This window comes from Kitasatospora sp. NPDC041988 (genome assembly GCF_055588525.1).
Genome location: NZ_JBVJCO010000012.1, coordinates 153,430 through 173,136, shown reverse-complemented (window position 1 = coordinate 173,136; position 19,707 = coordinate 153,430). Strand labels below are relative to the sequence as shown.

Here is a 19,707-nt window from a genome sequence, read left to right as displayed (position 1 = left end):
CCGGCGCCGGCGCGGCCGGGGAGAGGGGCCCGTGTCTTTGGCCATACACCCATGGTCCCGCCCCGGGCACGAGCGGGGCACACCGTACGACGGGCCTCGTACGAACACCCCACACACGCCAGGCCCACCTGCCCCGGATCCCAGCAGCGCAACGTCGTCGGCGCGCCACTCTCCGTGCCCGGCACGGTCGACGAGGGTGCCGCACAGGAGTCCGCGAGGATCAGATCAGCCCCTTGGCGGATTCTCCGGCAGGGAACGGCTGCCCGACCGCGATGTCGAGGGGCTCGGCGAGCGCATCGACGACGGCAGCGGCGATCGCGCCCGGAGCGTCGCCTTCGCCGTGGGCGTCCAGGCTGGACCGGTCAGCCCATGTCTCCACCACGGTGACCCGGTCGGTGCCGGCATGGACGGCGTACATCCGACACCCGCTCTCGGCATGGACGGCTGGGGTGTGCTTCCCGAACACGGCCAGGACTTCTTCGCGGCGGCCGGACGCACCATCAGATCGGGCATACTGTCGATCAAGTCGTCCGTCGAGTGGGGGTCTGGTGAGCGAAATCGAGCTGGTGGTCGCGGCGATGGCAGCGGGGGCCTCGGCCGGGGTCAGGGACACCCTCAGTCTTGCCGTACGCGAAGCCTACGAGGGCCTGCGGGACGCGGTGCGCCGGCGCCTGGCCTCCCGGGGCGAGCAGGCCGTCGAGGTGCTCGACACCGTCGAGACCGAACCCGGTGTGTGGGAGGCGCGGTTGACCGCCGAGCTGGCCGCGGCCGGAGCCGACCGGGATCCGGCGGTCGTCGATGCCGCCCGGGAGCTGCTGGCGCGGTTGGAGGCCCACGGGAGCGGAGCGAGCGCCGGAAGGTACGCCGTCGACGCGCGGGAGGCCAAGGGCGTTCAGATCGGTGACCACGGCACGCAGACCAACACCTTCAACTGAGCGGCGTCCGCGGCGTTGAGCAGGGAGTCGGGGGACCAGCCCGTGCGGGTGGACGCCCGCGCGGCGGAGGGCGTCCAGATAGGTGACGGCAACCTCCAGATCAACGTGAGGGTTGCCGCGCCTCCCGTGGCGCGCTCGGGCTACCTCCATCAGGTCCGGAGGCTGGGCACACCGCACTTCACCGGCCGGCGCGACGAGCTCGCGGTGATGGACCGGTTCTGCACCGCCGACGACGGGCCCGACCACTTCCGCTGGCTGGCCCCCGCGTGGGCGGGCAAGACCGCGCTGATGGCGCAGTTCGCCCTGCATCCTCCGGCAGGCGTACAGGTGGTTTCCTTCTTCATCACCGCCCGTCTCGCCGGCCAGAGCAACCGGCCGGCGTTCTGCGAGGTGGTCCAGCGTCAACTGTGCGAGCTCCTCGGCGAGCAGGAGCCCCCGGTCACCGAGCACACCCGGGACGAGCAGTTCCTGCACACTCTGGACCGGGCCGCCCGGCTGTGCGCCGGCCGCGGGGAGCGGTTGGTCCTGTTGGTCGACGGGCTCGACGAGGACCGCGGTGTGACCTCCGGCCCCGAGAGCCACAGCATCGCCGCCCTGCTGCCGGCGGAACCACCCGCCGGCATGCGGGTCCTGGTCGCCGGCCGCCCCAACCCGCCCGTTCCCGACGACGTCCCCGGGCACCACCCGCTCCGCAGCCCGGGCTGCTCCCACGCGCTGGCGGTCTCTCCGCACGCGACCGCCGCCCGTCACGACATGGAACGCGAACTCCTGCGCCTGCTGGAGGCGGAGGGGGTGGAGCGCGACCTGCTCGGGCTGCTCACCGCAGCGGGCGGCGGGCTGAGCAGCCACGACCTCGCCGAGCTCGCCGGATGCCCCAGGTGGCGGGTCCAGCGGCACCTCACCTCGGTCACGGGTCGCACCTTCGTCACCCAGGGCTCGCACTGGGGCGGATCCGGGCCCGAGGTGTACCTCCTGGGCCACCAGGAGCTCCAGCAGGCGGCGGCGGAGTTCCTGGACGGCGAACTGGCCGCGTACCGGGATCGTCTGCACTCCTGGGCCGGCCGGTACCGCGAGCGGTCCTGGCCGGCCGGAACCCCGGAGTACCTACTGCGGGGCTATCCCCAACTCCTCGGCGAATCCGGCGAGTTGGAACAGCTGGTGCGCCTGGTCGCCGATCACGACCGGCAGGACAGGCAGTTCGACCTGTCCGGCAGCGACCTTGAGGCCCTCACGGAGATCGCCTCGACACAGGACCTTCTGCTCGCCCGCGAGCCGGTCGATCTCGACTCGATGCTGCTCCTGGCCGACCACCGGGGCGATCTGCACAACCGCAACCGGAGCACGCCCGACAGCCTGATCGCTCTGTGGGCCCGGCTGGGAGAGACAGAACGAGCCGCAAACCTCGCCAGGTCGTTCCCCGACCCCGACCGGCGGGCCGGAGCCCTCGGCGTGGTCATCGGCGCCCTGCCCGAGGCTGTGGCCGGCCAGGATCACGGTCTCGCGGCCGCACGGCTCGGCGTCGAGGCGGCCGATCAGGTCCGCGGCATCGAGGACTGGCGGCAGCGGGCCCGGCTCCGCACCGTCATCGCTCGCGCGCTCGCCAGGACCGGCCGGTACGACCAGGCGCTCGACCTCGCCGGTGACGCCTACGACGACGCCCGCAACCAGATCAACCACGACCGTTACCGGGTGTTCGCGGACCTCGCGGACGTGGTCGCCCTCACCGGGGACGAAGAACGAGCCGCCGCACTCATCAGCCGGGCCGTCGCCATCGCCAAGGCCATCCGTCTGCCGTCGGTACGCCGAAAAGAGCTGGCGTTCCTGGCCGCGACCCACGGTTCGCAAGAGGCCCTGGACCTCTTTCGCCGCCACGTCGCTCCCGCCGATCCCCGGGACGACCCGTACCGCCTCAGCGAGATGGACCTCGCAGAGCTCGCCGGTTCCCTCGCCGCGATCGGAGACGCCGAGCAGGCACTGGAGCTCGCCGGCGGAATCACGGATCCGCTGCGGCTGGCCGAAGCACTGGCCGGAGTCAGCGCGGGGCTGGCCCGGACCGGACACACCACGCAGGCGATCGAGGCCTTCGGCACCATCACCGACCCCGCCCGACAGGCGGACGTGTTGCCCGAGATCGTCAGGGCCCTGTACGACGACGGGCGTCCGGAGGAAGCCGACGACCTGCTCCGGGAGGTCATCCTCACTGCTCAGGAGGGCGCACCGCATCCGGCGTCCGAGAGTCTGCTGGTTGTCGCCGCCGGCTTGCTCGCCGACAGCGGCCGTACCGAGGAGGCCGTCGCCCTCGCCCTCACCATCAGCACCCCCGCGACCCAGGCCGCGGCACTGTCCGGCGTCGCCGAGGCGCTCGCTTTCGAAGGCCTGGTCACCGAGGCCACGGAACTCGCCCATCGGGCCACCGCGCGCACCATCGCCAGACCCTCGCGACGGCCCGCAGCCCTCCCCGGTCTCGTCAAGGCGTTGGCCGACATCGGGGAGACCGGCCGGGCGCGCGCCCTCGCACATGCGGCCGCCGCCCATGAGCTCGCCGCCACCCCCTCGTCCCGGTCTTCCGTGCACCTCGCGGATGCCGCCCTCGCCTCGGCGCACATCGGAGACACCGGGCGGACGGTGGAGCTGGTCGATCGCGCGGTCGCCCTGGCGGCGGGCGATCGGTCCGACTCCGGTGCCCTGGCCAGCAGCGCCCAAGCGCTCGTCGCCATCGGCCGGCCCGGCCGAGCGCTCGACCTCGCCCACAGGCTGGTGGACGACCAGCGGGGGCAGGACCGCGCCTGGTTGGCGGCCTGGTACACCGCGGAGATCGCCGAGGTACTCGCGGCCGCAGGTCATTTCGATCACGCCATGGACATCGCCTCCACCATCCTCGCCCCCCACCGGCAGTACACATGCCTGAGCCGGCTCGCCGGCAGCCTCGCGATGAGCGGAGGAAGCCGGCATGCACTGCCGCTCGCCCGGGGCCTCGTGGAGGCCACCGACCGCGCGGACGCCATCGCCCGTGTCGCCGAGGCGCTCGCCGTATCCGGACGCACCGACGACGCACTCGACCTGATCGACGAGGTGACCGAAGCCATCCGGTTCCTCCCCGAAGGCGCGGCCGAATCCGAAGCCCGCGCCCGGATGGCCGTGGTACTCGCCGCCGCCGGCCGGATCGGCCCCGCACGCGAACAGGCCGGGCGGGCCCTCACATCTGCTCGGACCAGCGTTCGCAACAGGCTTCAGGCCTCGGCCCTGGTGGAGGTTGTCCACGCCTTCGCCGCAGCGGGACTGGTCGATCAGGCCCACGAGGTGGCACGCACCATCACCGACGGTTACCACCGGACTCGCGCCCTCTCGCTTCTTGCCCGAAGGAGCGGTCCCACTCCGACGGGCAGGCGCATGGTCGCCGAGGCGGTGCGCTCGGGCGGCTGGTACTCCGTGCTGGAGGTCCTGACCACCGTGGCCCCGGAGTCCCTGACCGTCCTGGCCGATGAGGTCCGACAAGTCTCCGGTCAGCCCCGGGCAGCAGCACGGTAGGGCCGGCCGACGACAGACGTGACCGGGCCGCGAGCGCCGTCAAGAGATGCGCTCGCGGCCCGGTGCCACGGGGTGATGCTCAGGATGGTTTCCCCGAGCCGTGCTCAGGCGTGGGCGATTCGCCGCCGGAGCCAGGCAGGGACGAGACCGAGGGAGCGCCGCGTACTCCCGGCCGCGTTGGGCCGACCCTCGACTGCGGCGCGGAGGGCCCGCTCCCGCTCCGCCTCCCGGAGCAGATCGGCCTCACGCAGCTTGTGCTGTGAGTAGTGCAGCATGACGTGTCCTCCTGGATGGGTGCGCCTTGCGCCATCCACCCTCGCGGGCGGAACGTCCCACCTGCATGAAGCAAGCGCCCCGTTCCCGTCCCGGTCGTGTCCCAGGGCTCCGCCTACACGGTGTCCGCACTGCCCGCCTCCGGGACGACCGGTCGTGCCCGCTGCTACATGCCGTCAAGGAACGCCAGCCGCGTCTCCACGAGTGACCCCGCCCGGTCCGGCATCACGGTGGCCACGATCCCCCGACCGCCGCCGCGCAGCACGTGGAGGCGCCGTGGATACGGCCCTGTGCCGGTGAACCGCGGAGGTCACTGCCCGGGCCCGGTCCGCCGCACCGGGCATTACCGCTTGACAGGGTGCGTAATACTGTAACGCGCATCACCCGGGCGTCGTCGGAGCGGGCAGCGCCGCCCGGGCCTCGCGGGCCCGGCGGGTCCCTCTCCCAGCAGCTCGGAGCACGACATGCACCCCTTCCTCGACCAGCCGGGGCCGCTCGCCTTCGCGCACCGGGGCGGTGACCTCGGCCACCCCGAGAACTCGCTCGCCGCCTTCGAGGCCGCCGTGGCCCTCGGGTACCGCTACCTCGAGACGGATGTGCACGCCACCCGCGACGGCGTACTGGTGGCCTTCCACGACTCCCGCCTCGACCGGGTCACCGACCGCACCGGGGCGGTGGCCGAACTGCCCTGGGGCACCGTCAGGCAGGCCCGGATCGGTGGAACCGAACCGGTGCCGCTGCTGGACGACCTGCTCGGCGCGTTCCCCGGGGCCCGGTTCAACGTCGACGTCAAGGCGGCGCCGGCCGTCGGACCGCTGGTCGAGGCGATCCGCCGGACGAACGCCTGGGACCGGGTCTGCGTCGGCGGCTTCTCCGACAGTCGCCTCGCAGCCGTCCGCGCCGCCGCCGGCCCCCGGCTGGCCACCTCGCTCGGCCCGCGCGAGGTGGCCCGGCTGCGGCTGCGCTCGCTGGCCGGGCCACTGGTGCGGGGGCGCGGGGCACCGTTCGCCGGGGTGTGCGCGCAGGTGCCGGAGAGGCACCGCGGCGTGCGGGTCGTCGACCGGGCCTTCGTCCGCACCGCCCACCGCCTCGGCCTGCAGGTGCACGTCTGGACTGTGGACGATCCCACACGGATCAGGGCTCTCCTCGACCTCGGTGTGGATGGCATCATGGCCGATCGCATCGACGTCCTGCGGGACGTCCTCGGCGAGCGCGGCTGCTGGACCGACGGCAGCACCGGCTCCAACACGGTGACAGGAGCCCCATGACCACCACCGCCCAACTGCCGGACCACCCGACGACCGCCACCGACGGCCGCGCCCTGCGCCGGATGCAGTTCGGCTGGTACATCAACGACTGGGCCAACGCCGCCTTCTCGGCCACCGTCCTGACGGTGTTCCTCGGGCCGTACCTGACCTCGGTGGCCAAGAACGCCGCCGACGCGGCCGGCGACGTGCACCCGCTCGGCCTCTCGGTCCGCGCGGGTTCGTTCTTCCCGTACACGGTCTCCTTCTCCGTACTGCTCTCGGTCGCGGTGATGCTGCTGACCGGGACGGTCGCGGACCGCACCGGGCGGCACAAGGAGCTGATGTGCGGCTTCGCCTACGTCGGCGCGATCGCCACCATGGGGATGTTCCTCCTCGACGGCGACCGCTACCTGCTCGGCGGCGCGCTGCTGGTGGTCGCCAACATCGCGTACGCGGTGTCGGTCGCGCTCTCCTACGCCTACCTTCCGGGCCTGGCCTCCCCCGACGAGCGCGACGCGGTCTCCTCCAAGGGCTGGGCGTACGGGTATGCGGGCGGCGGCCTGCTGCTGATCGCCAACCTGGCGCTGTTCGAGGGCCACGACGCGCTCGGCCTGTCCTCCGGCACCGCCGTGCGGATCTGCCTGGCCTCGGCCGGCCTGTGGTGGGCGCTGTTCACCATCATTCCGATGCTGCGGCTGCCCTCCCGGGCCGGTGCGGCCCCCGACCGTGCGGCGGCCGTGCCCGACCGGCCCGCCGCCGGCAGCCTGCGCGAACTCGCCCGCACCCTGCGCGGCATGCGCCAGTACCCGCTCACGCTGCTCTACCTGGGCGCCTTCCTCTGCTACAACGACGGCATCCAGACCGTCGTCTCCCAGGCCTCGCTCTACGGCAGCGAGGAGCTCGGCATGGACCAGACCTCGCTGGTCGTCGCCGTGCTCCTGGTCCAGATCGTCGCGATCGGCGGCGCACTGCTCCTCGGCCGGATCGCCCACCGGTACGGCGCCAAGCAGACCGTCCTCGGCTCCCTGGTCGGCTGGGTGGTCACCCTCGCCCTCGGGTACTTCATGCCCGCCCACCAGCCCGCCTGGTTCTTCGCCCTCGCCTGCATGATCGGCCTGGTGCTCGGCGGCAGCCAGGCACTCTCCCGCTCGCTGTTCTCCCACCTCATCCCGGCCGGCCGGGAGGCCGAGTACTTCAGCGTCTACAAGGTCAGCGACCGGGGCACCAGCTGGATGGGCCCGCTGGTCTTCGGCCTCGCCTACCAGCTCACCGGCAGCTACCGCTCGGCGATCATCTCCCTGCTGGTGTTCTTCGTGATCGGCTTCGCCGTGCTGGCGAAGGTCCCCGTCCGCCGCGCCATCGAGGCCGTCGGCAACCCCGTCCCCGAACGGCTGTGACGGCCCGGCCCGCAGTGTCCTGAGCCCACCTCAGCCCGCCGCACCCGCCGTCCGCAGGAGCTCCCCCGCCCGGGCGGCCAGGCCGTCGGCGTCGCAGCGGGTGGCCAGCTCCAGCCCGCGGGCCAGGGCGGTATGGGCGGCCGGCGCGGTGCCCAGTGCCTCACCCAGGTCGACCAGGGCGATCGCGTGCTCGTAGCGGGCGGGTGACCGCTCCAGGTGCCGGACGGCCTCCGTGAGCAACTCGGCGGCGCGTGGCCGGTCGTGCACCCCCGCGCAGAGCCGCAGCGCGACGCCGACGGCCGAGTCCGTGCCGGACTCCCGGGCCCGGCGAACGGCCTCGTCGGCGAGGTCGCGGGCCCGGTCCGGCTGGTCGGGGGCGACCGCGCGCGCCAGGTGCCCGAGCCACGGCGCCCACACCGTGTTGCGCCAGCCACGCGCGTCCAGGGCCGCGCCGGCGGCGGTCAGCGTGGCGGCCGCGCCGGGCGCGTCGCCCCGGGCCAGCAGCAGACGGCCGTACAGCGTGGGAGCGTCGGGCAGCACCATCACCGTCGGGTACGGCGGGCCGAAGGCGTGCGTGTGTGCGAGCTCCAGGGCCTCGGCGAGCCGGCCGCGCGCGGCCAGGGTCTCGGCCAGCGCCCCGACCGCGTCCCAGTGCAGCGGGACGCCCGGGCCTATCCGTTCGGCGATGCGCAGCGCCCGGCGCAGGTAGTCCTCCGCCTCCGCCAGGGCACCGCAGCGGAACCGGAGCATGCCGGTCAGCAGGTAGGCGAAGCCGAGGTGACCACCGCTCCACCCGGCGACTTCGTACGCGCGGACCGCCTCCGTGAACAACTCCTCCGCCCGGTCGACCCGGTCGGCGTAGAGGTAGCTGATGCCGAGGATCCCAGGCAGCTCGAAACCCCAGGTGGTGTTGGTCCAGCCGAGGCTGCGGGGCAGTCGGCCGTCCGGCAGCGCGGACTCGGCCAGGGCGATCGTCTCCTCGCGGTCCGCGCCGCGCAGCGTGAGATCCCAGCAGCGCAGCACGGCCACCGCATGGGCCAGGCCGTCACGTTCGAACAGGGCCTCGTCCGGCGTCGGCTCGCCGACCGTGCCGGTGTCGCTGAAGGCCGGACCGTCCGCCCCGGAGTCGGTGAAGGCCAGGCCGATCGTGCCGAGCATCCGGTCGAACTCCGCGAGCCGCCGGGAGCGGCCCGGGCCGTCCTCGTCCTCGAACTGGAACGCGGCGAACATGAAGTGGGCGACCTCCAGGCGCAGGCGGCCCGGCCCGGGCCGGGTGCGAGCGGCCTCCTCGACGCACACCGCGGCGGCCTCGCCGAGCCGGTTGCTGTGGGCGAGTGCCTGGGCGAGCCGGAAGGTCGCGTCCACCCTCAGCTCGGGGCCCAGCCCGTACGGGTCCGCGAGCGCCAGGCGCAGCTGGTTGACCGTGGTCGCCGGATCGGTGAGCAGCGCCGAGCAGCCGAGTTCGTAGAGCACCGCGGCCCGGTCCTCGTCGGCGGGCGGTTCGCTGATGGCGCGCCGCAGGCAGCGCTGGGCCGCCTCGGGCGCACCGATGGCCAGGTGCTCGCGGGCCGCCCGGCGCAGCTTGCCGACGATCTCGCCGTCCCCGTCGGGCAGCGTCTCCAGCAGGTGCCGGGATGCCGTCAGCAAGCCGAGGCCTGCGTTCTCGGTCTCGACGGCGGCGACCCCGTGCATCCCGGTCCGGGTGGCCGGCGGCATCGACTGGTAGAGCGAGGTGGCGATCAGCGGGTGGACGAACTCCAGCCGGTCTCCCGGCGTACTGGTCAGCACCCCGTGCCGGCGCAGCTCCCGGATCGACTGGGCGGCGGCCTCCGGGCCCTGGGCGCAGATGACGGCGGCGAGGTCCGGGCGGATGTCGGTGCCCAGCATGGACGCGGCCCAGGCGAATCGCAGCGTGGTCGGGCCGAGCTTGTCCAGCCAGTGCCGTGGCGTCATCCCCCGCGCGCCGGCGGCGAGTTCGCGCAGTTGTCCAGTGCTCTCCTCGACCGGGTCGAGCCGCTGGTCGAGCACCTCGCGCAGCAGGGCGGTGGTCTCGTACGGGTTCCCGGCGGTGACCGCCCAGACGTGGCGACAGAAGGCGTCCTCCGCCTGCGTGCCCAGGGCCGCGCGGACCAGGTGCGCGACCGAGGCCGGCTGGAGCGGCCGCAGTTCGTGCCGCCGGTCGGCCCTGCCGACGAGGCCGTGCTGCAGCGTCAGGGCGTCGTCGGGGAACTCGTCGCGGCAGGCGAGCACGAGCAGGGCCGGCAGCTCCCGTGCGCGCACCGCGAAGCCCGCCAGCCAGCCGAGCGACTCCGGATCGGCCCAGTGCAGGTCGTCGACGATCACGGCCACCGGCGAGCGCCGCTGCACGAGGCGGGTGAGCACGAAGTCCAGCCCGTCCCGCACACCCTGCGGGTCGAGCTGCCCTCCAGGCGGCAGCAGCCCCACCGCCGGGCCGACGATGTCCTCCCACGGCCCGAGGGCCTGCGACCGCTCCTCGTCGGACAGGGCCGCCAGCACCGGCAGCACCAGCTGGCGCACCACGCGGAACGGCTCATGGCGCTGCCGCTCCCCGCCCCGGGCGAACAGCACCGTGCAACCCGCGCGTTTCGCCTCCCGTCGCACCTCGGTCAGCACCGCGGTCTTACCCAGGCCGGCCGCACCGGTGTAGAGCAGCAGCTCCCCGGTCCCGGCACCGGCGGGCCGGGTGAGCGCCTCGACCGCCTGCCCGGCCGACCGGATCTCGGCCTCGCGCTCGTGCAGCGGACAGCCGTCCTTGCCGGCCCCGCCGTCACCCCCGGCCTCGGGCTCCCCTTCGGCCACCGCCGCCTCCGATTCGCTGTTCCACGCCCGTCGTTACCGAAGCCGAGGCTACTGCTGAACGGACGGTTCCGGTGCGGACTTGACAATCAGGCCGGTCGGAGACCAAGGGTGCTTCAACTTCTGTCCTTCGCGCGGAGGTCGACACAGTCGACCTCCAATTCCCAATCCGCGCACCTGTGTTGCTCCGCGCAAATGCATTGCTCGACCCCTGGCCTCCCGTGAAACTGAGCGGGGAGGCAGGAGGAACCGGGATGATTCGGATCATCGTCCGCTGTTGTGCGGCGCTGCTCGGCCTGGCGGCCATCTGGGCGGGAGTCGACCTGGCGGGAGAGCCCTACCGGAACTCGGTGCAGTTCCGGCACGCGAAACCGTGCCCGAGCGGCAGCCCGGCGGGTGGGCAGCAGGACTGTATCGGGCACGAGACCGGCCAGGTCGTCGACAAGGACACCTCCACGCGCACCAAGACAACCGGCACCACCGACACGTCGTCCACGACCACCGAGACTGTCTACCAGCTGTCGGTCCGTCGGGCCTCGGGGGCGGTAGAGACGATCGAGGTCGGCGGGGCACTGTTCGGCGGAGCGGGACGTGGGGCCGGTGCGGAACTGGAGACCTGGTACGGGGAGGTCGTGGGCGTCACGGTCGACGGCAAGCGGGACACCATGACGCCGTCGTCCACCAACGCGCTGATGTGGGACCTGCTCGTCGCCTGGATCGGCCTGGGCGTGGTGCTGTGGTCCGCGCTGGGCGGCGGGAGCGCCCACGCGTTCTTCGGCACGCTGGGCACGCGCGCCTTCGCCTGGGTGTGGTTCGGGCTGTGGACGCTCTGGCCGGTGACCGGGATCGTCGCGGGCGGCGCCTCGTGGCCGAGGTTGGCATTCTCGGCGCTGTTCTGGCTGTTCGGCGCGGTGGTGGCCATGCAGTTCCTCCGGAACGACCACGGGTTCCGGCGCCCCGGCCGGCGGTCCTGGCGGCGTGCCCGGCTCCCGCTGCGCCGGCGGCGCTCCGCGCGGCGGTAGACCGGGCCCGGGTGCTCCCACTCCGCACCCGGCCTCCCACCGCACGAACACCGAGCGCAGCGCTACTCCAGTAGCTCGCGCCCGATGGAATAGCTTGCCGGTACCGCCTGGAATCGTCAGCTGCCGCGCAGCAGAGCAACCGGAGGAACACCTTGCCCCGAGAGGCGCCGTATCTTGCCGTGAGCGACGCACTGCGTGCACGAATTCTCGCGGGAGAGTGGGAGGTCGGGGAGAGGCTGCCGTCGCGGGTGCGGCTCGCCGAGGAGTACGGGGTCGGACGCAACGTCTCGCAGCGAGCGGTGGAATGTCTGATCGTCGAGGGCCTCCTGGAAGGACGCGCGGGCTCGGGCACCTACGTCCGTGTCCCACTCGAACGCCTTCAGATGGTCCGCTCCAGGCATCGCGAACACCGAACCGGCTCCCCCGCCGGCCTCCGGTCGGAGGAGCGAGGCAGGGCCAACGCCTGGGACGCGCACAGCCAGGTGCGCGTTCCCGCCACTGAGGCGATCGCCGAGCGGCTCGGCGTCGACCCGGGGGATCCCTGCGTCACCACGCACTACGAGTTCCTCGCCGACGGGCAACCCGTCCAACTCTCGGAATCCTGGGAGCCGATGGCCATCACGGGCGGAACGCCGATCCTTCTCCCCGAGACGGGACCGCTCGCGGGCAAGGGGGTGGTCGAGCGCATGCGCTCCCTCGGCGTCGTGGTCCGGACTGTGGTCGAGCGGCCACGCCCGGCTCACGCCACCCGGGAACAGGCGAACCTTCTGGGAATCAGCACCGGGGACCTGGTACTTCGGATCGAGCGGACCATCTACGACACCGGCGGACGCCCCGTGGAGACCGCCGACATCGTCATTCCCGACGGGCGCCGCGAAGTGGTCTACGAGTTCGGGGTCGACCACCCCTCACTGATGGGTCCGATGGGCCGCTTCGCCACCGACGGTGGGTGACCGAATGTCCTTGCCCCTCCGTCCCGGGCTCCTGCGCGACCCCGACTTCCGGCGCCTGTTCGCCGCCACCGCACTCGGCCAGCTGGGCGATCGCATCATCTTCCTGGCGCTGCCACTGGTTGCCATCGTGGCCCTGGATGCCGACGAGTTCCAGGTCGGGCTGCTGGCTGCGATGACCACGGCGGGCTCGCTCCTGGCCGGACTGCCGGCAGGCGCGTGGGTGGACCGCATGCGGAAGCGGTCGGTCATGATCAGCACCGACCTTGTGAGGTCACTGGCCCTCGCGACGATACCGGTGGCGTGGTGGGCCGGTCTTCTCACCACGGGGTGGCTCTTCGCGATCGCCCTGCTTCACGGTGCACTGACCGCCTTCTTCGACGTCGCGTACGTCAGCTGTCTCCCGCACCTCGTGGGGCGCGGCAGTCTTGTCGAAGGAAACTCGAAGCTCTCGGCGGTGCGCTCGGTCACCAGCATCAGCGGTCCGGCAGTGGCGGGTCCGCTGGTCGGTTGGGTGGGCGCTCCTGCCACGCTCTTGGCGAGCTCGATCGGTATGGCGGCGTCCGGCCTGCTGGCGATCGGCATCCGGAGGCGCGAACCGAAGCCGGAACCCGGTGAGCGACCTCGGTTGCTCCGTGACATCGGAGCGGGCTTGCGCTTCGTTCTCACACATCCCGTTCTCCGCGCGACCGTGCTGGGAGACGCGGTCTTCAATCTCTTCCTGGCCATGTACCAGACCATGTTGCTGGTCTTCCTGCGGCGGGAAATGGGCCTCGACTCCTCCGGCATCGGCCTCGTGTTCTCGGGTATGGGCTTCGGCGCCCTGGCAGGCGCGCTGTCGGCGAGCCGACTGTCCAAGCGGGTCGGGCACGGTCCGATCATCTGGCTCATGCCCCTCGTCACCTGTCCGCTGACGGCATTGATGCCGTTGGCCCGACCCGGCTGCACCGTCTACGTGGCAGCGGCCGGGCTCGCAGCCCTCTCGCTGGGCGGGGTCGTCCGTGTCGTTGCCCAGTCGAGCATCCAACAGGCCCTCACGCCGGACCGGTTCCTGGGCCGGATGAGCGCGACCACCCGGTTCGTGTCGTGCTGCGGCCTTCCACTGGGCGCAGTCCTGGGCGGAGCCGCAGGCGCTGCACTCGGCGCACCGGCCACCCTGTGGATCGGCGCAGCCGGTATGACGCTGAGCTTCCTCCCGAACTTCGCCTCACCGCTTCGAGGCATGCGCGAACCGCCGGCGGTAGGAGATCGCGAACTCGTACGCTCCGGCCTGCTCCCCGGTGAGCGCGGCCGCCCGGCTCCGGGAGGCGATGTCATGGGCTCCGGACGGTTCTCGGGTAGCACCGCCGACGTCTGATGCAGCTGCGACACCGCGTACCCTCGGGCCGCCGCCGGGCCGCGTCACGCAACGCCGCGCCCTTCTCGCGCAGGTGCCCGGCCGGACCCGGCCGACATACAGCCGGTGTGCGTAAGGTCAGGTGAACCCGGCCGGGGCGGCTCGGCCGGGCCACCGGGCCCTTACGAGCCGGCGGTGGCGGCCTCCAGGGTGGTCGCCATGATCGGGCTGGTGAAGGTGTTCGTCGCGTCCCCCGAGGAGGGGTGGTAGGAGCCCCACTTGAGGTAGTTGCGGTCGCCGTCCCAGGTGGTGCCCTTGAAGGTGCCCGAGCCGGTGGTGAAGGTCTGCTTCACGCCGTCGAACCAGAAGTCGATGGTGCCGTCGGTGCGGCCCAGGCGGATCTTCAGCGCGTAGGAGTGCCACTTGTTGTTGGCGGTCGGCGCGGTCCACAGCGTGTGCGCGACGTGGTCGGTGTCCCACTCCTGGAGGCGGATGCGCCCGGTCGTCGCGTCGATCTCGATCGGGTGGTTCGCCGTGTCGGTGCTCGGCGAGCACTTGAGCTGGAAGACGTAGCGGCTGTTCGAGTCTTTGATGTCCACCTTGGACGACCAGCCGAGGTAGAAGGTGTCGCCCTCCTTCAGGTCGGGGCCGAGCGTCTCGCAGCGCTCCTCGCCCGCGGCCTGGAACGCCCGCCAGACACTGCCCTTGGCGGAGTCCTTGACGACGCCGAAGCCGCCCGACGCGCACTGGACGCCGGCAAAGGAGGACGGGCCCTTGCTGGTGCTCGGGGTCCACAGGACCTTGCCCGCCGCGGCGGCGGAGCTGCTGGCGGTGGCCGAGCCGCAGGAGATCGCAAGCGTGGTGAGGGCCACGACGCCGACGGCGGTCTTGCGGTGGTGGGACAGAAAGGACATGCCTCTCCCGGGTGAATGAGTGGCCGGAACGGACGCCGTCCGGGCCTGTCGGCCCGGACGCACGGAGCGATTCGACCACCTGACGGCCTGTCGGGCCAAGCGGGCCGACCGGCAGCGGCCCTTTCGGGCAATTCCACCGGTCGGCCGGGCACCGGGGCAGCGGCTCCGCCGCGGGGCCCGCGTCGTACGAGGAGGTGCCCTCGTCCAGGAGCGGCTCCTGCGTGCGCACTCGTCGGGCAGAGGGCGATCACGGCTCGATGTCCGCCGGACCGCTCAGGCTCCGTCGGCCAGTCGACGGCCCTGCTCCAGGAAGGCCATGATGCCGACCACGCCGCCGAGTTGACGGATCGTCCGGGCGGCACCGAAGGGCGCGTTCCAGAACGCACCCTGCAGCGGGGCGTGCGGGCCGACGTACGCGTACGGCTCCGGCTGGAACGCGTCGCCGGGTGAGATGCCGTAGTTCGCTTCGCCGGCGGTCACCCCGATGTCGAAATGCTCGGGCCAGATGACCGGGTCCGCCCCCGCGAAGAGCCCGCGCAGCGCGGCGTCGCCGAGCGCGAAGCAGTGCGCGAGCCGGCGGGCGGCGGACGGGTCCGCCTCGATGGCTTCGTCGGCGGCGATGCCCGGCCCGTCCTGGTACAGCCCGACGGGAGCACCGACAGTGAGCCCGAGGGCCGCGCCGAGCGCGCTGCAGGTGGTCCGTTCGAGGGACAGCACCTGCCCGGGCGCGACCAGCTCCGCGCCGATCACCCGCAGCTGCGGCTCGACGCTGGTGGCGAAACCGCCCGCACAGGCGCGCAGCCGGATCGTGCCGCCGGCCCGGTACTGGGGGCCGGCCAGGACCAGTTCGGCCACCGCGTGCAGGGCGCGGCGGGTGCGTACGACCGTCTCGGTGTCCATGAGGGCATGGTCTCCCAGCAGAGGGATCCGCGCGCGGTCCCCGGACGAACACAACGGTGTGGACACCCGCCGGCAGCCCGGGCCCTGAGGCTTCCGGAAACGCCCGGACAGGGACGACAGAACCCTGGATCAGGCTCTGCGTGCCGCCGGCGGCGAGTTGCCCCGGGCGGCGAGGTCGCGAGCGCCATTCTGGTGATCCTCGGCTCGCTCGACGCTCCGGCGGCCGCCGCGTTGCTCCATCGCACCGTCGGTCGCCCGCGCGACGCGCTCCGGCAGCTCTGACATTCCGCATCGAGCCCACGGAAGGCCCGTCATGTCCGACGACAAGCATCGTGCCACCGCCGAAGCCATCCTCCCGCTCGTCGGGGGCCCCGCCAACATCCATTCCGTCGCCCACTGCATGACCCGGCTGCGGCTCGGCCTGCGCGACCGCTCCCTCGTGGACGAGGAGAAGCTCAGCGCCCTTCCCGCCGTACTGGGCGTCGTCAAGGACGGCACCTATCAGATCGTCCTCGGCCCGGGCGTCGTGGCCCGGGTGACACCCGCACTCCAGGCCCTCCTCGACGGGCGACGGGAGCGGGAGGACGACGGCGCCGCCCCAGGACCGGATGACGCCCGGGAGGGCCCCGGCACCGGTGCCGCCGTCGGCGCCGAGGACCTGGCCCGGCGCGGCGCGGCGATCAGGGCGGAGGCCGGGGCCAGGAACGCGACCCCGGTCAAGCTCGCGCTGCGCCGGATCGCGAACGTCTTCGTGCCGCTGATCCCCGCGCTGATCGGCTGCGGCATCGTGGCCGGTGTCAACGGCGCGCTCACCAACCTCGGTTGGGCTCCCGGCCTGGTGCCGGCGCTCACCGCGATCTCCTCGGGGTTCATGTCCCTGCTCGCCGTCTTCGTCGGCTACAACACGGCGAGGGAGTTCGGCGGCACACCCGTGCTGGGCGGCGCCGTGGCCAGTGTGACCGTCTACGCGGGGGTCTCCAAGGTGGAGGTCTTCGGCCACCACCTCGCGCCGGGCCAGGGCGGGGTGATCGGAGCGCTCGCCGCCGCACTGCTGGCGGTCCAGGTCGAACGGTGGACCCGGCGGGTGATGCCCGACGCCCTCGACGTCCTGCTCACTCCGACGGTCACCGTGCTCGTCACCGGCCTGGCCACCCTGTTCGGCCTGATGTTCGTCGCCGGAGAGGTCTCCACGGCGATCGGCGATCTCGCCACCTGGCTGCTGTCCCACGGCGGCGCCCTTGCCGGGCTGGTGCTCGGGGGTCTGTTCCTCCCCCTGGTCATGCTCGGCCTGCACCAGGCGCTGATCCCGATCCACACCACCCTGATCCAGCAGCAGGGCTCCACCGAGCTGCTGCCGATCCTCGCCATGGCCGGGGCCGGACAGGTCGGCTGCGCCGTCGCCGTCTACCTGCGGCTGCGCGGCAACGCCTCGATCAGGGCGACCATCAGGTCCGCCCTGCCCGCGGGGTTCCTCGGCATCGGCGAGCCGCTGATCTACGGGGTCTCGCTCCCACTCGGGCGGCCGTTCGTCACGGCCTGTCTCGGCGGTGCCTGCGGCGGGGCCGTGGTGGGGCTGCTGGGCCAGCTCGGTGCCACCATCGGCTCGACCGCCATCGGCCCCTCCGGTTGGGCGCTGTTCCCGTTGCTGACCGGCTCACGCGGCCTCGGGGTCAGCGCGGCCGTCTACGCCGCCGGTCTGGTGACGGGATACGCCACAGGCCTCCTGGCCACCTACTACTTCGGCTTCACCCGCGAGATGCTCGACGAGCTCGATGCCCTCGCGCCGAAGCACGGTCCGGCCACCGACGCCGCCACCCCGGCCGAGGCCCCCGGGTCCTTCGGCGCCGGCCTCGACACACCTGCGGCCCCGAAGTCATGAACGCGGGTGCGCAGCTGCGAATGCCGCCACTCACGTCGGCCGGGGGAGGCAGAGACCCGTCTCGAACACCTCGCGATCACCCGGCACGGGAGGCCGTTGGCAGAGCGGCGCGACGGTCTTGTATGGTTTCTGGCGAATCATCCAGAGGGGTGGAGGGATCGGCCCTACGAAGCCCCGGCAACTCCCCGGTCATGTCGACGCCCGACCACGGGCCCGACCGCCGGGATCAGTGCCAACTCCGGCCCGGCGCCAACGTGGCGCCGGGAGAGATGAGGAGAAGCGGTGCTCTCTCTGCCCTCCGTCGCCTGGGATCCGCGCGCGCTGAAGCGGCCCGCCCCGAGCGACGTCCCCGGCGCCCCTGACGTCCCTGACGTCGCCGGCGCCCCCGACGCGTCCGCCCCCGCGTGCCCGCGCACGTCGTCCGCCGTACCGCTCACCGTGCCCCGCACCACGCCGCACACCGGACGCCGCACCACGCCGCACGCCGGACGCCGCACGCCGGGCGCCCCGGCGTGGGCCGCCATGCCGACCCCCGTCGCCGGCGCCCGCACACGCTGACCGGACGCCCGCCCCGGGCTTCGGCCCGCCGGACGCGACGCGCCCCCTCGGCTCCTCGGCTCCTCGGACGCGACGCGCTCTCCCCCACCCCTCCCCGGCTCCTACCGGCGGCCCCGCAACGGCGCGGGACGTGACCCACCCGACACACCGCCGACGGCGCCGCGCGCCGATTCCGCCTGCCGCCACCGTGCGGCCGGCGGGTCAACCGCGCCTCGAAGAAAGAGACTTGGTACTACCCATGGACAACACCAGCGGTGTCGGCGTTCTCGACAAGGCCGCTCTGGTGCTCAGCGCACTGGAGTCAGGCCCCGCCACGTTGGCGGGGCTGGTCGCCGCCACCGGTCTGGCGCGGCCCACGGCCCACAGACTCGCCGTCGCACTCGAACACCACCGACTGGTCACCAGGGACATGCAGGGCCGGTTCATCCTCGGCCCCCGTCTCTCCGAACTCTCCGCCGCCGCGGGCGAGGACCGGCTGCTCGCCACCGCGGGCCCGGTCCTGACCCACCTGCGCGACGTCACCGGCGAGAGCGCACAGCTCTACCGCCGCCAGGGCGAGATGCGGATCTGCGTAGCCGCCGCCGAGCGGCTCTCCGGCCTGCGGGACACCGTCCCGGTCGGCAGCACCCTGCCGATGAAGGCCGGCTCGGCCGCCCAGGTCCTGCTGGCCTGGGAGGAGCCCGAGCGCCTCCACCGCGGCCTCCAGGGCGCCCGCTTCACCGCCACCGCACTGAGCGGCGTCCGCCGCCGCGGCTGGGCCCAGTCGATCGGCGAACGCGAACCGGGCGTGGCGTCGGTCGCCGTACCCGTCCGCGGCCCCTCCAACCGCGTCGTGGCCGCCGTCTCCGTCTCCGGCCCGATCGAGCGCCTGACCCGCCACCCCGGCCCCCTGCACGCCCAGGCCGTCATCGAAGCCGCCCGCCACCTCACTGAGGCCCTGCGCCGGACCTGACCACCGACAGACCACCGACAGACCAGCATCCGACCGGCCATCCGACCGACCGTCCCTTCTCCGCGGACGGTTCGGCGCCCTTCCCCGCGTAGAACGACACGGCGGAGCCCGCGACCGGGTGCCGGGCAGCCGCCATGCTCAGCTGTGTTTCCACATCACGTCGAAGGCCGTCCCGCCGGCGGTCAGCGCTCCAGGCGCGGCCCTTTCGACACCGTCCCTGACCATGGTGATGTCCTCGGGAAAATTGGCCCCGAGGCTCATTCCGTTGACGTAGCAGTCGGTGAACGAAACCTTGCCGAAGTCGGCCAACGGCCGCACCCCGCCGGACTGCCTGGTCGGCGCCTCGGCGACCACTTCGGCCGTCATCCGCTTGGGGTCCGTTCCGTCCGGCGGCTTCGTAGAGGTGGTTTCGACCCACTTCTGCGTGACGTCGCGGAGGGTGAGCTCGTACGTCTCACCGACGTAGACGACACTGGCCTCAAGCAGGTCGCCGGGCACGACCGGGTCGTTGTACACAACCGGGTACGCCGGCAACATCTCGTACCAGGCGTAGTACTCCGGCGTGCCACCATCGCAGCTCACGGCGACGCCGGTCTGCTCAAGAATCCGGCCGGTCTTCCAGCCGTCCAGGCCGACCCAGAAGGCCGCACTCGCGTCGGGGTCGCTGCAGTCCGCGGCCGGCTGGATCCAACTGGCGCGCACTTCGGTGAAGTCGTAGGCCTTGCCGGTCGCGACGTAACCGGACCACTTCCTGCCCTCGGCAAGGGGCTGCGGCTGCGCGGCGAGCGCTGTGGGCGCCAGGGGCACGCTGCCGAAGAGCGCCAGCGCGGCAACCGCGGCGACCAACGCGAGGTGACGTCGTGCGCGCATGCTTGCTCCATGAAAGGCGTCGTGCGGCAGTGAACGGCCGGTCACTCGGCGACGGCAGCAGGGTTCATCTCCATGCAAACCACTCAACGGCAGGTCGGCAACCCGGCGGTTCGGTCCGCCTGGCACCCG

Annotated in this window: 16 protein-coding genes and 1 riboswitch; of the genes, 10 read left to right on the top strand and 6 right to left on the bottom strand. The window is 72.7% G+C overall.

The window, feature by feature from the left end; all coding sequences use genetic code 11:
- Window positions 1–220: 220 nt before the first annotated feature.
- Complete coding sequence (locus tag ACZ6NC_RS15110) at window positions 221–613, bottom strand: putative quinol monooxygenase (protein ID WP_465732705.1); 393 nt, start codon at window positions 611–613, stop codon at window positions 221–223.
- On the opposite strand from ACZ6NC_RS15110, the gene ACZ6NC_RS15105 reads away from it, so the two are divergent.
- Entirely contained in the window at window positions 549–935 is a 387-nt protein-coding gene (locus ACZ6NC_RS15105; RefSeq protein ID WP_465732703.1) for a hypothetical protein, read from the top strand. The genes ACZ6NC_RS15110 and ACZ6NC_RS15105 overlap by 65 nt on opposite strands.
- A 42-nt stretch (window positions 936–977) precedes the next feature.
- Window positions 978–4,463, top strand: coding sequence for a hypothetical protein (locus ACZ6NC_RS15100; protein ID WP_465732701.1), 3,486 nt, complete (start codon window positions 978–980; stop codon window positions 4,461–4,463).
- Between the two features lie 104 nt (window positions 4,464–4,567).
- On the opposite strand, the gene ACZ6NC_RS15095 is transcribed toward ACZ6NC_RS15100, so the two are convergent.
- Window positions 4,568–4,738, bottom strand: coding sequence for a hypothetical protein (locus ACZ6NC_RS15095; protein ID WP_465732700.1), 171 nt, complete (start codon window positions 4,736–4,738; stop codon window positions 4,568–4,570).
- Window positions 4,739–5,200: 462 nt separating this feature from the next.
- Here ACZ6NC_RS15095 and ACZ6NC_RS15090 point away from each other — a divergent pair, with 462 nt between their 5' ends.
- A complete protein-coding gene (locus ACZ6NC_RS15090) occupies window positions 5,201–6,004 on the top strand; it encodes a glycerophosphodiester phosphodiesterase (RefSeq protein ID WP_465732698.1) in 804 nt (267 codons plus the stop codon).
- A complete protein-coding gene (locus ACZ6NC_RS15085; protein ID WP_465732696.1) occupies window positions 6,001–7,380 on the top strand; it encodes an MFS transporter in 1,380 nt (459 codons plus the stop codon). Before ACZ6NC_RS15090 ends, ACZ6NC_RS15085 begins: the two co-directional genes overlap by 4 nt.
- Before the next feature lie 30 nt (window positions 7,381–7,410).
- Here the strand turns inward: ACZ6NC_RS15085 and ACZ6NC_RS15080 are convergent, their stop codons facing one another.
- Window positions 7,411–10,200, bottom strand: coding sequence for an ATP-binding protein (locus ACZ6NC_RS15080; RefSeq protein WP_465732694.1), 2,790 nt, complete (start codon window positions 10,198–10,200; stop codon window positions 7,411–7,413).
- A 251-nt stretch (window positions 10,201–10,451) separates the two neighbouring features.
- On the opposite strand from ACZ6NC_RS15080, the gene ACZ6NC_RS15075 reads away from it, so the two are divergent.
- The 3 genes from ACZ6NC_RS15075 to ACZ6NC_RS15065 all read left to right on the top strand — a co-directional run bounded on the left by ACZ6NC_RS15075 (window position 10,452) and on the right by ACZ6NC_RS15065 (window position 13,526).
- Entirely contained in the window at window positions 10,452–11,219 is a 768-nt protein-coding gene (locus ACZ6NC_RS15075) for a hypothetical protein (protein WP_465732690.1), read from the top strand.
- 152 nt (window positions 11,220–11,371) lie between these two features.
- The gene (locus tag ACZ6NC_RS15070; RefSeq protein ID WP_465732688.1) at window positions 11,372–12,172 is read left to right on the top strand and encodes a GntR family transcriptional regulator; all 801 of its coding nucleotides are present in this window, start codon (window positions 11,372–11,374) and stop codon (window positions 12,170–12,172) included.
- A 4-nt stretch (window positions 12,173–12,176) separates the two neighbouring features.
- Entirely contained in the window at window positions 12,177–13,526 is a 1,350-nt protein-coding gene (locus ACZ6NC_RS15065) for an MFS transporter (protein ID WP_465732686.1), read from the top strand.
- Between the two features lie 161 nt (window positions 13,527–13,687).
- Here the strand turns inward: ACZ6NC_RS15065 and ACZ6NC_RS15060 are convergent, their stop codons facing one another.
- On the bottom strand, window positions 13,688–14,419 hold the full coding sequence (locus ACZ6NC_RS15060) for a heparin lyase I family protein (RefSeq protein WP_465732684.1): 732 nt from the start codon (window positions 14,417–14,419) through the stop codon (window positions 13,688–13,690).
- A gap of 273 nt (window positions 14,420–14,692) precedes the next feature.
- Window positions 14,693–15,319 carry a hypothetical protein gene (locus ACZ6NC_RS15055; protein ID WP_465732682.1) on the bottom strand — a complete coding sequence of 209 codons (627 nt, stop codon included), beginning with the start codon at window positions 15,317–15,319 and terminating at the stop codon, window positions 14,693–14,695.
- Between the two features lie 313 nt (window positions 15,320–15,632).
- On the opposite strand from ACZ6NC_RS15055, the gene ACZ6NC_RS15050 reads away from it, so the two are divergent.
- The 3 genes from ACZ6NC_RS15050 to ACZ6NC_RS15040 all read left to right on the top strand — a co-directional run bounded on the left by ACZ6NC_RS15050 (window position 15,633) and on the right by ACZ6NC_RS15040 (window position 18,708).
- Window positions 15,633–17,198 carry a PTS transporter subunit EIIC gene (locus ACZ6NC_RS15050; RefSeq protein ID WP_465732680.1) on the top strand — a complete coding sequence of 522 codons (1,566 nt, stop codon included), beginning with the start codon at window positions 15,633–15,635 and terminating at the stop codon, window positions 17,196–17,198.
- Between the two features lie 134 nt (window positions 17,199–17,332).
- Window positions 17,333–17,474: riboswitch (SAM riboswitch) on the top strand.
- 6 nt (window positions 17,475–17,480) lie between these two features.
- The gene (locus tag ACZ6NC_RS15045) at window positions 17,481–17,756 is read left to right on the top strand and encodes a hypothetical protein (RefSeq protein ID WP_465732678.1); all 276 of its coding nucleotides are present in this window, start codon (window positions 17,481–17,483) and stop codon (window positions 17,754–17,756) included.
- 238 nt (window positions 17,757–17,994) lie between these two features.
- Complete coding sequence (locus ACZ6NC_RS15040; RefSeq protein WP_465732676.1) at window positions 17,995–18,708, top strand: IclR family transcriptional regulator; 714 nt, start codon at window positions 17,995–17,997, stop codon at window positions 18,706–18,708.
- A gap of 138 nt (window positions 18,709–18,846) precedes the next feature.
- Here ACZ6NC_RS15040 and ACZ6NC_RS15035 read toward each other — a convergent pair whose 3' ends face one another.
- Window positions 18,847–19,578, bottom strand: coding sequence for a G1 family glutamic endopeptidase (locus tag ACZ6NC_RS15035; protein WP_465732674.1), 732 nt, complete (start codon window positions 19,576–19,578; stop codon window positions 18,847–18,849).
- Between the last annotated feature and the right edge of the window lie 129 nt (window positions 19,579–19,707).

Excerpts from the sequence above, each read along its gene's own strand:
- ACZ6NC_RS15095 (WP_465732700.1), bottom strand. The coding sequence starts at position 4,738 with ATGCTGCACTACTCACAGCACAAGCTGCGTGAGGCCGATCTGCTCCGG.
- ACZ6NC_RS15090 (WP_465732698.1), top strand. The coding sequence starts at position 5,201 with ATGCACCCCTTCCTCGACCAGCCGGGGCCGCTCGCCTTCGCGCACCGG.
- ACZ6NC_RS15085 (WP_465732696.1), top strand. The coding sequence starts at position 6,001 with ATGACCACCACCGCCCAACTGCCGGACCACCCGACGACCGCCACCGAC.
- ACZ6NC_RS15075 (WP_465732690.1), top strand. The coding sequence starts at position 10,452 with ATGATTCGGATCATCGTCCGCTGTTGTGCGGCGCTGCTCGGCCTGGCG.
- ACZ6NC_RS15065 (WP_465732686.1), top strand. The coding sequence starts at position 12,177 with ATGTCCTTGCCCCTCCGTCCCGGGCTCCTGCGCGACCCCGACTTCCGG.
- ACZ6NC_RS15060 (WP_465732684.1), bottom strand. The coding sequence starts at position 14,419 with ATGTCCTTTCTGTCCCACCACCGCAAGACCGCCGTCGGCGTCGTGGCC.
- ACZ6NC_RS15055 (WP_465732682.1), bottom strand. The coding sequence starts at position 15,319 with ATGGACACCGAGACGGTCGTACGCACCCGCCGCGCCCTGCACGCGGTG.
- ACZ6NC_RS15050 (WP_465732680.1), top strand. The coding sequence starts at position 15,633 with ATGTCCGACGACAAGCATCGTGCCACCGCCGAAGCCATCCTCCCGCTC.
- ACZ6NC_RS15040 (WP_465732676.1), top strand. The coding sequence starts at position 17,995 with ATGGACAACACCAGCGGTGTCGGCGTTCTCGACAAGGCCGCTCTGGTG.
- ACZ6NC_RS15035 (WP_465732674.1), bottom strand. The coding sequence starts at position 19,578 with ATGCGCGCACGACGTCACCTCGCGTTGGTCGCCGCGGTTGCCGCGCTG.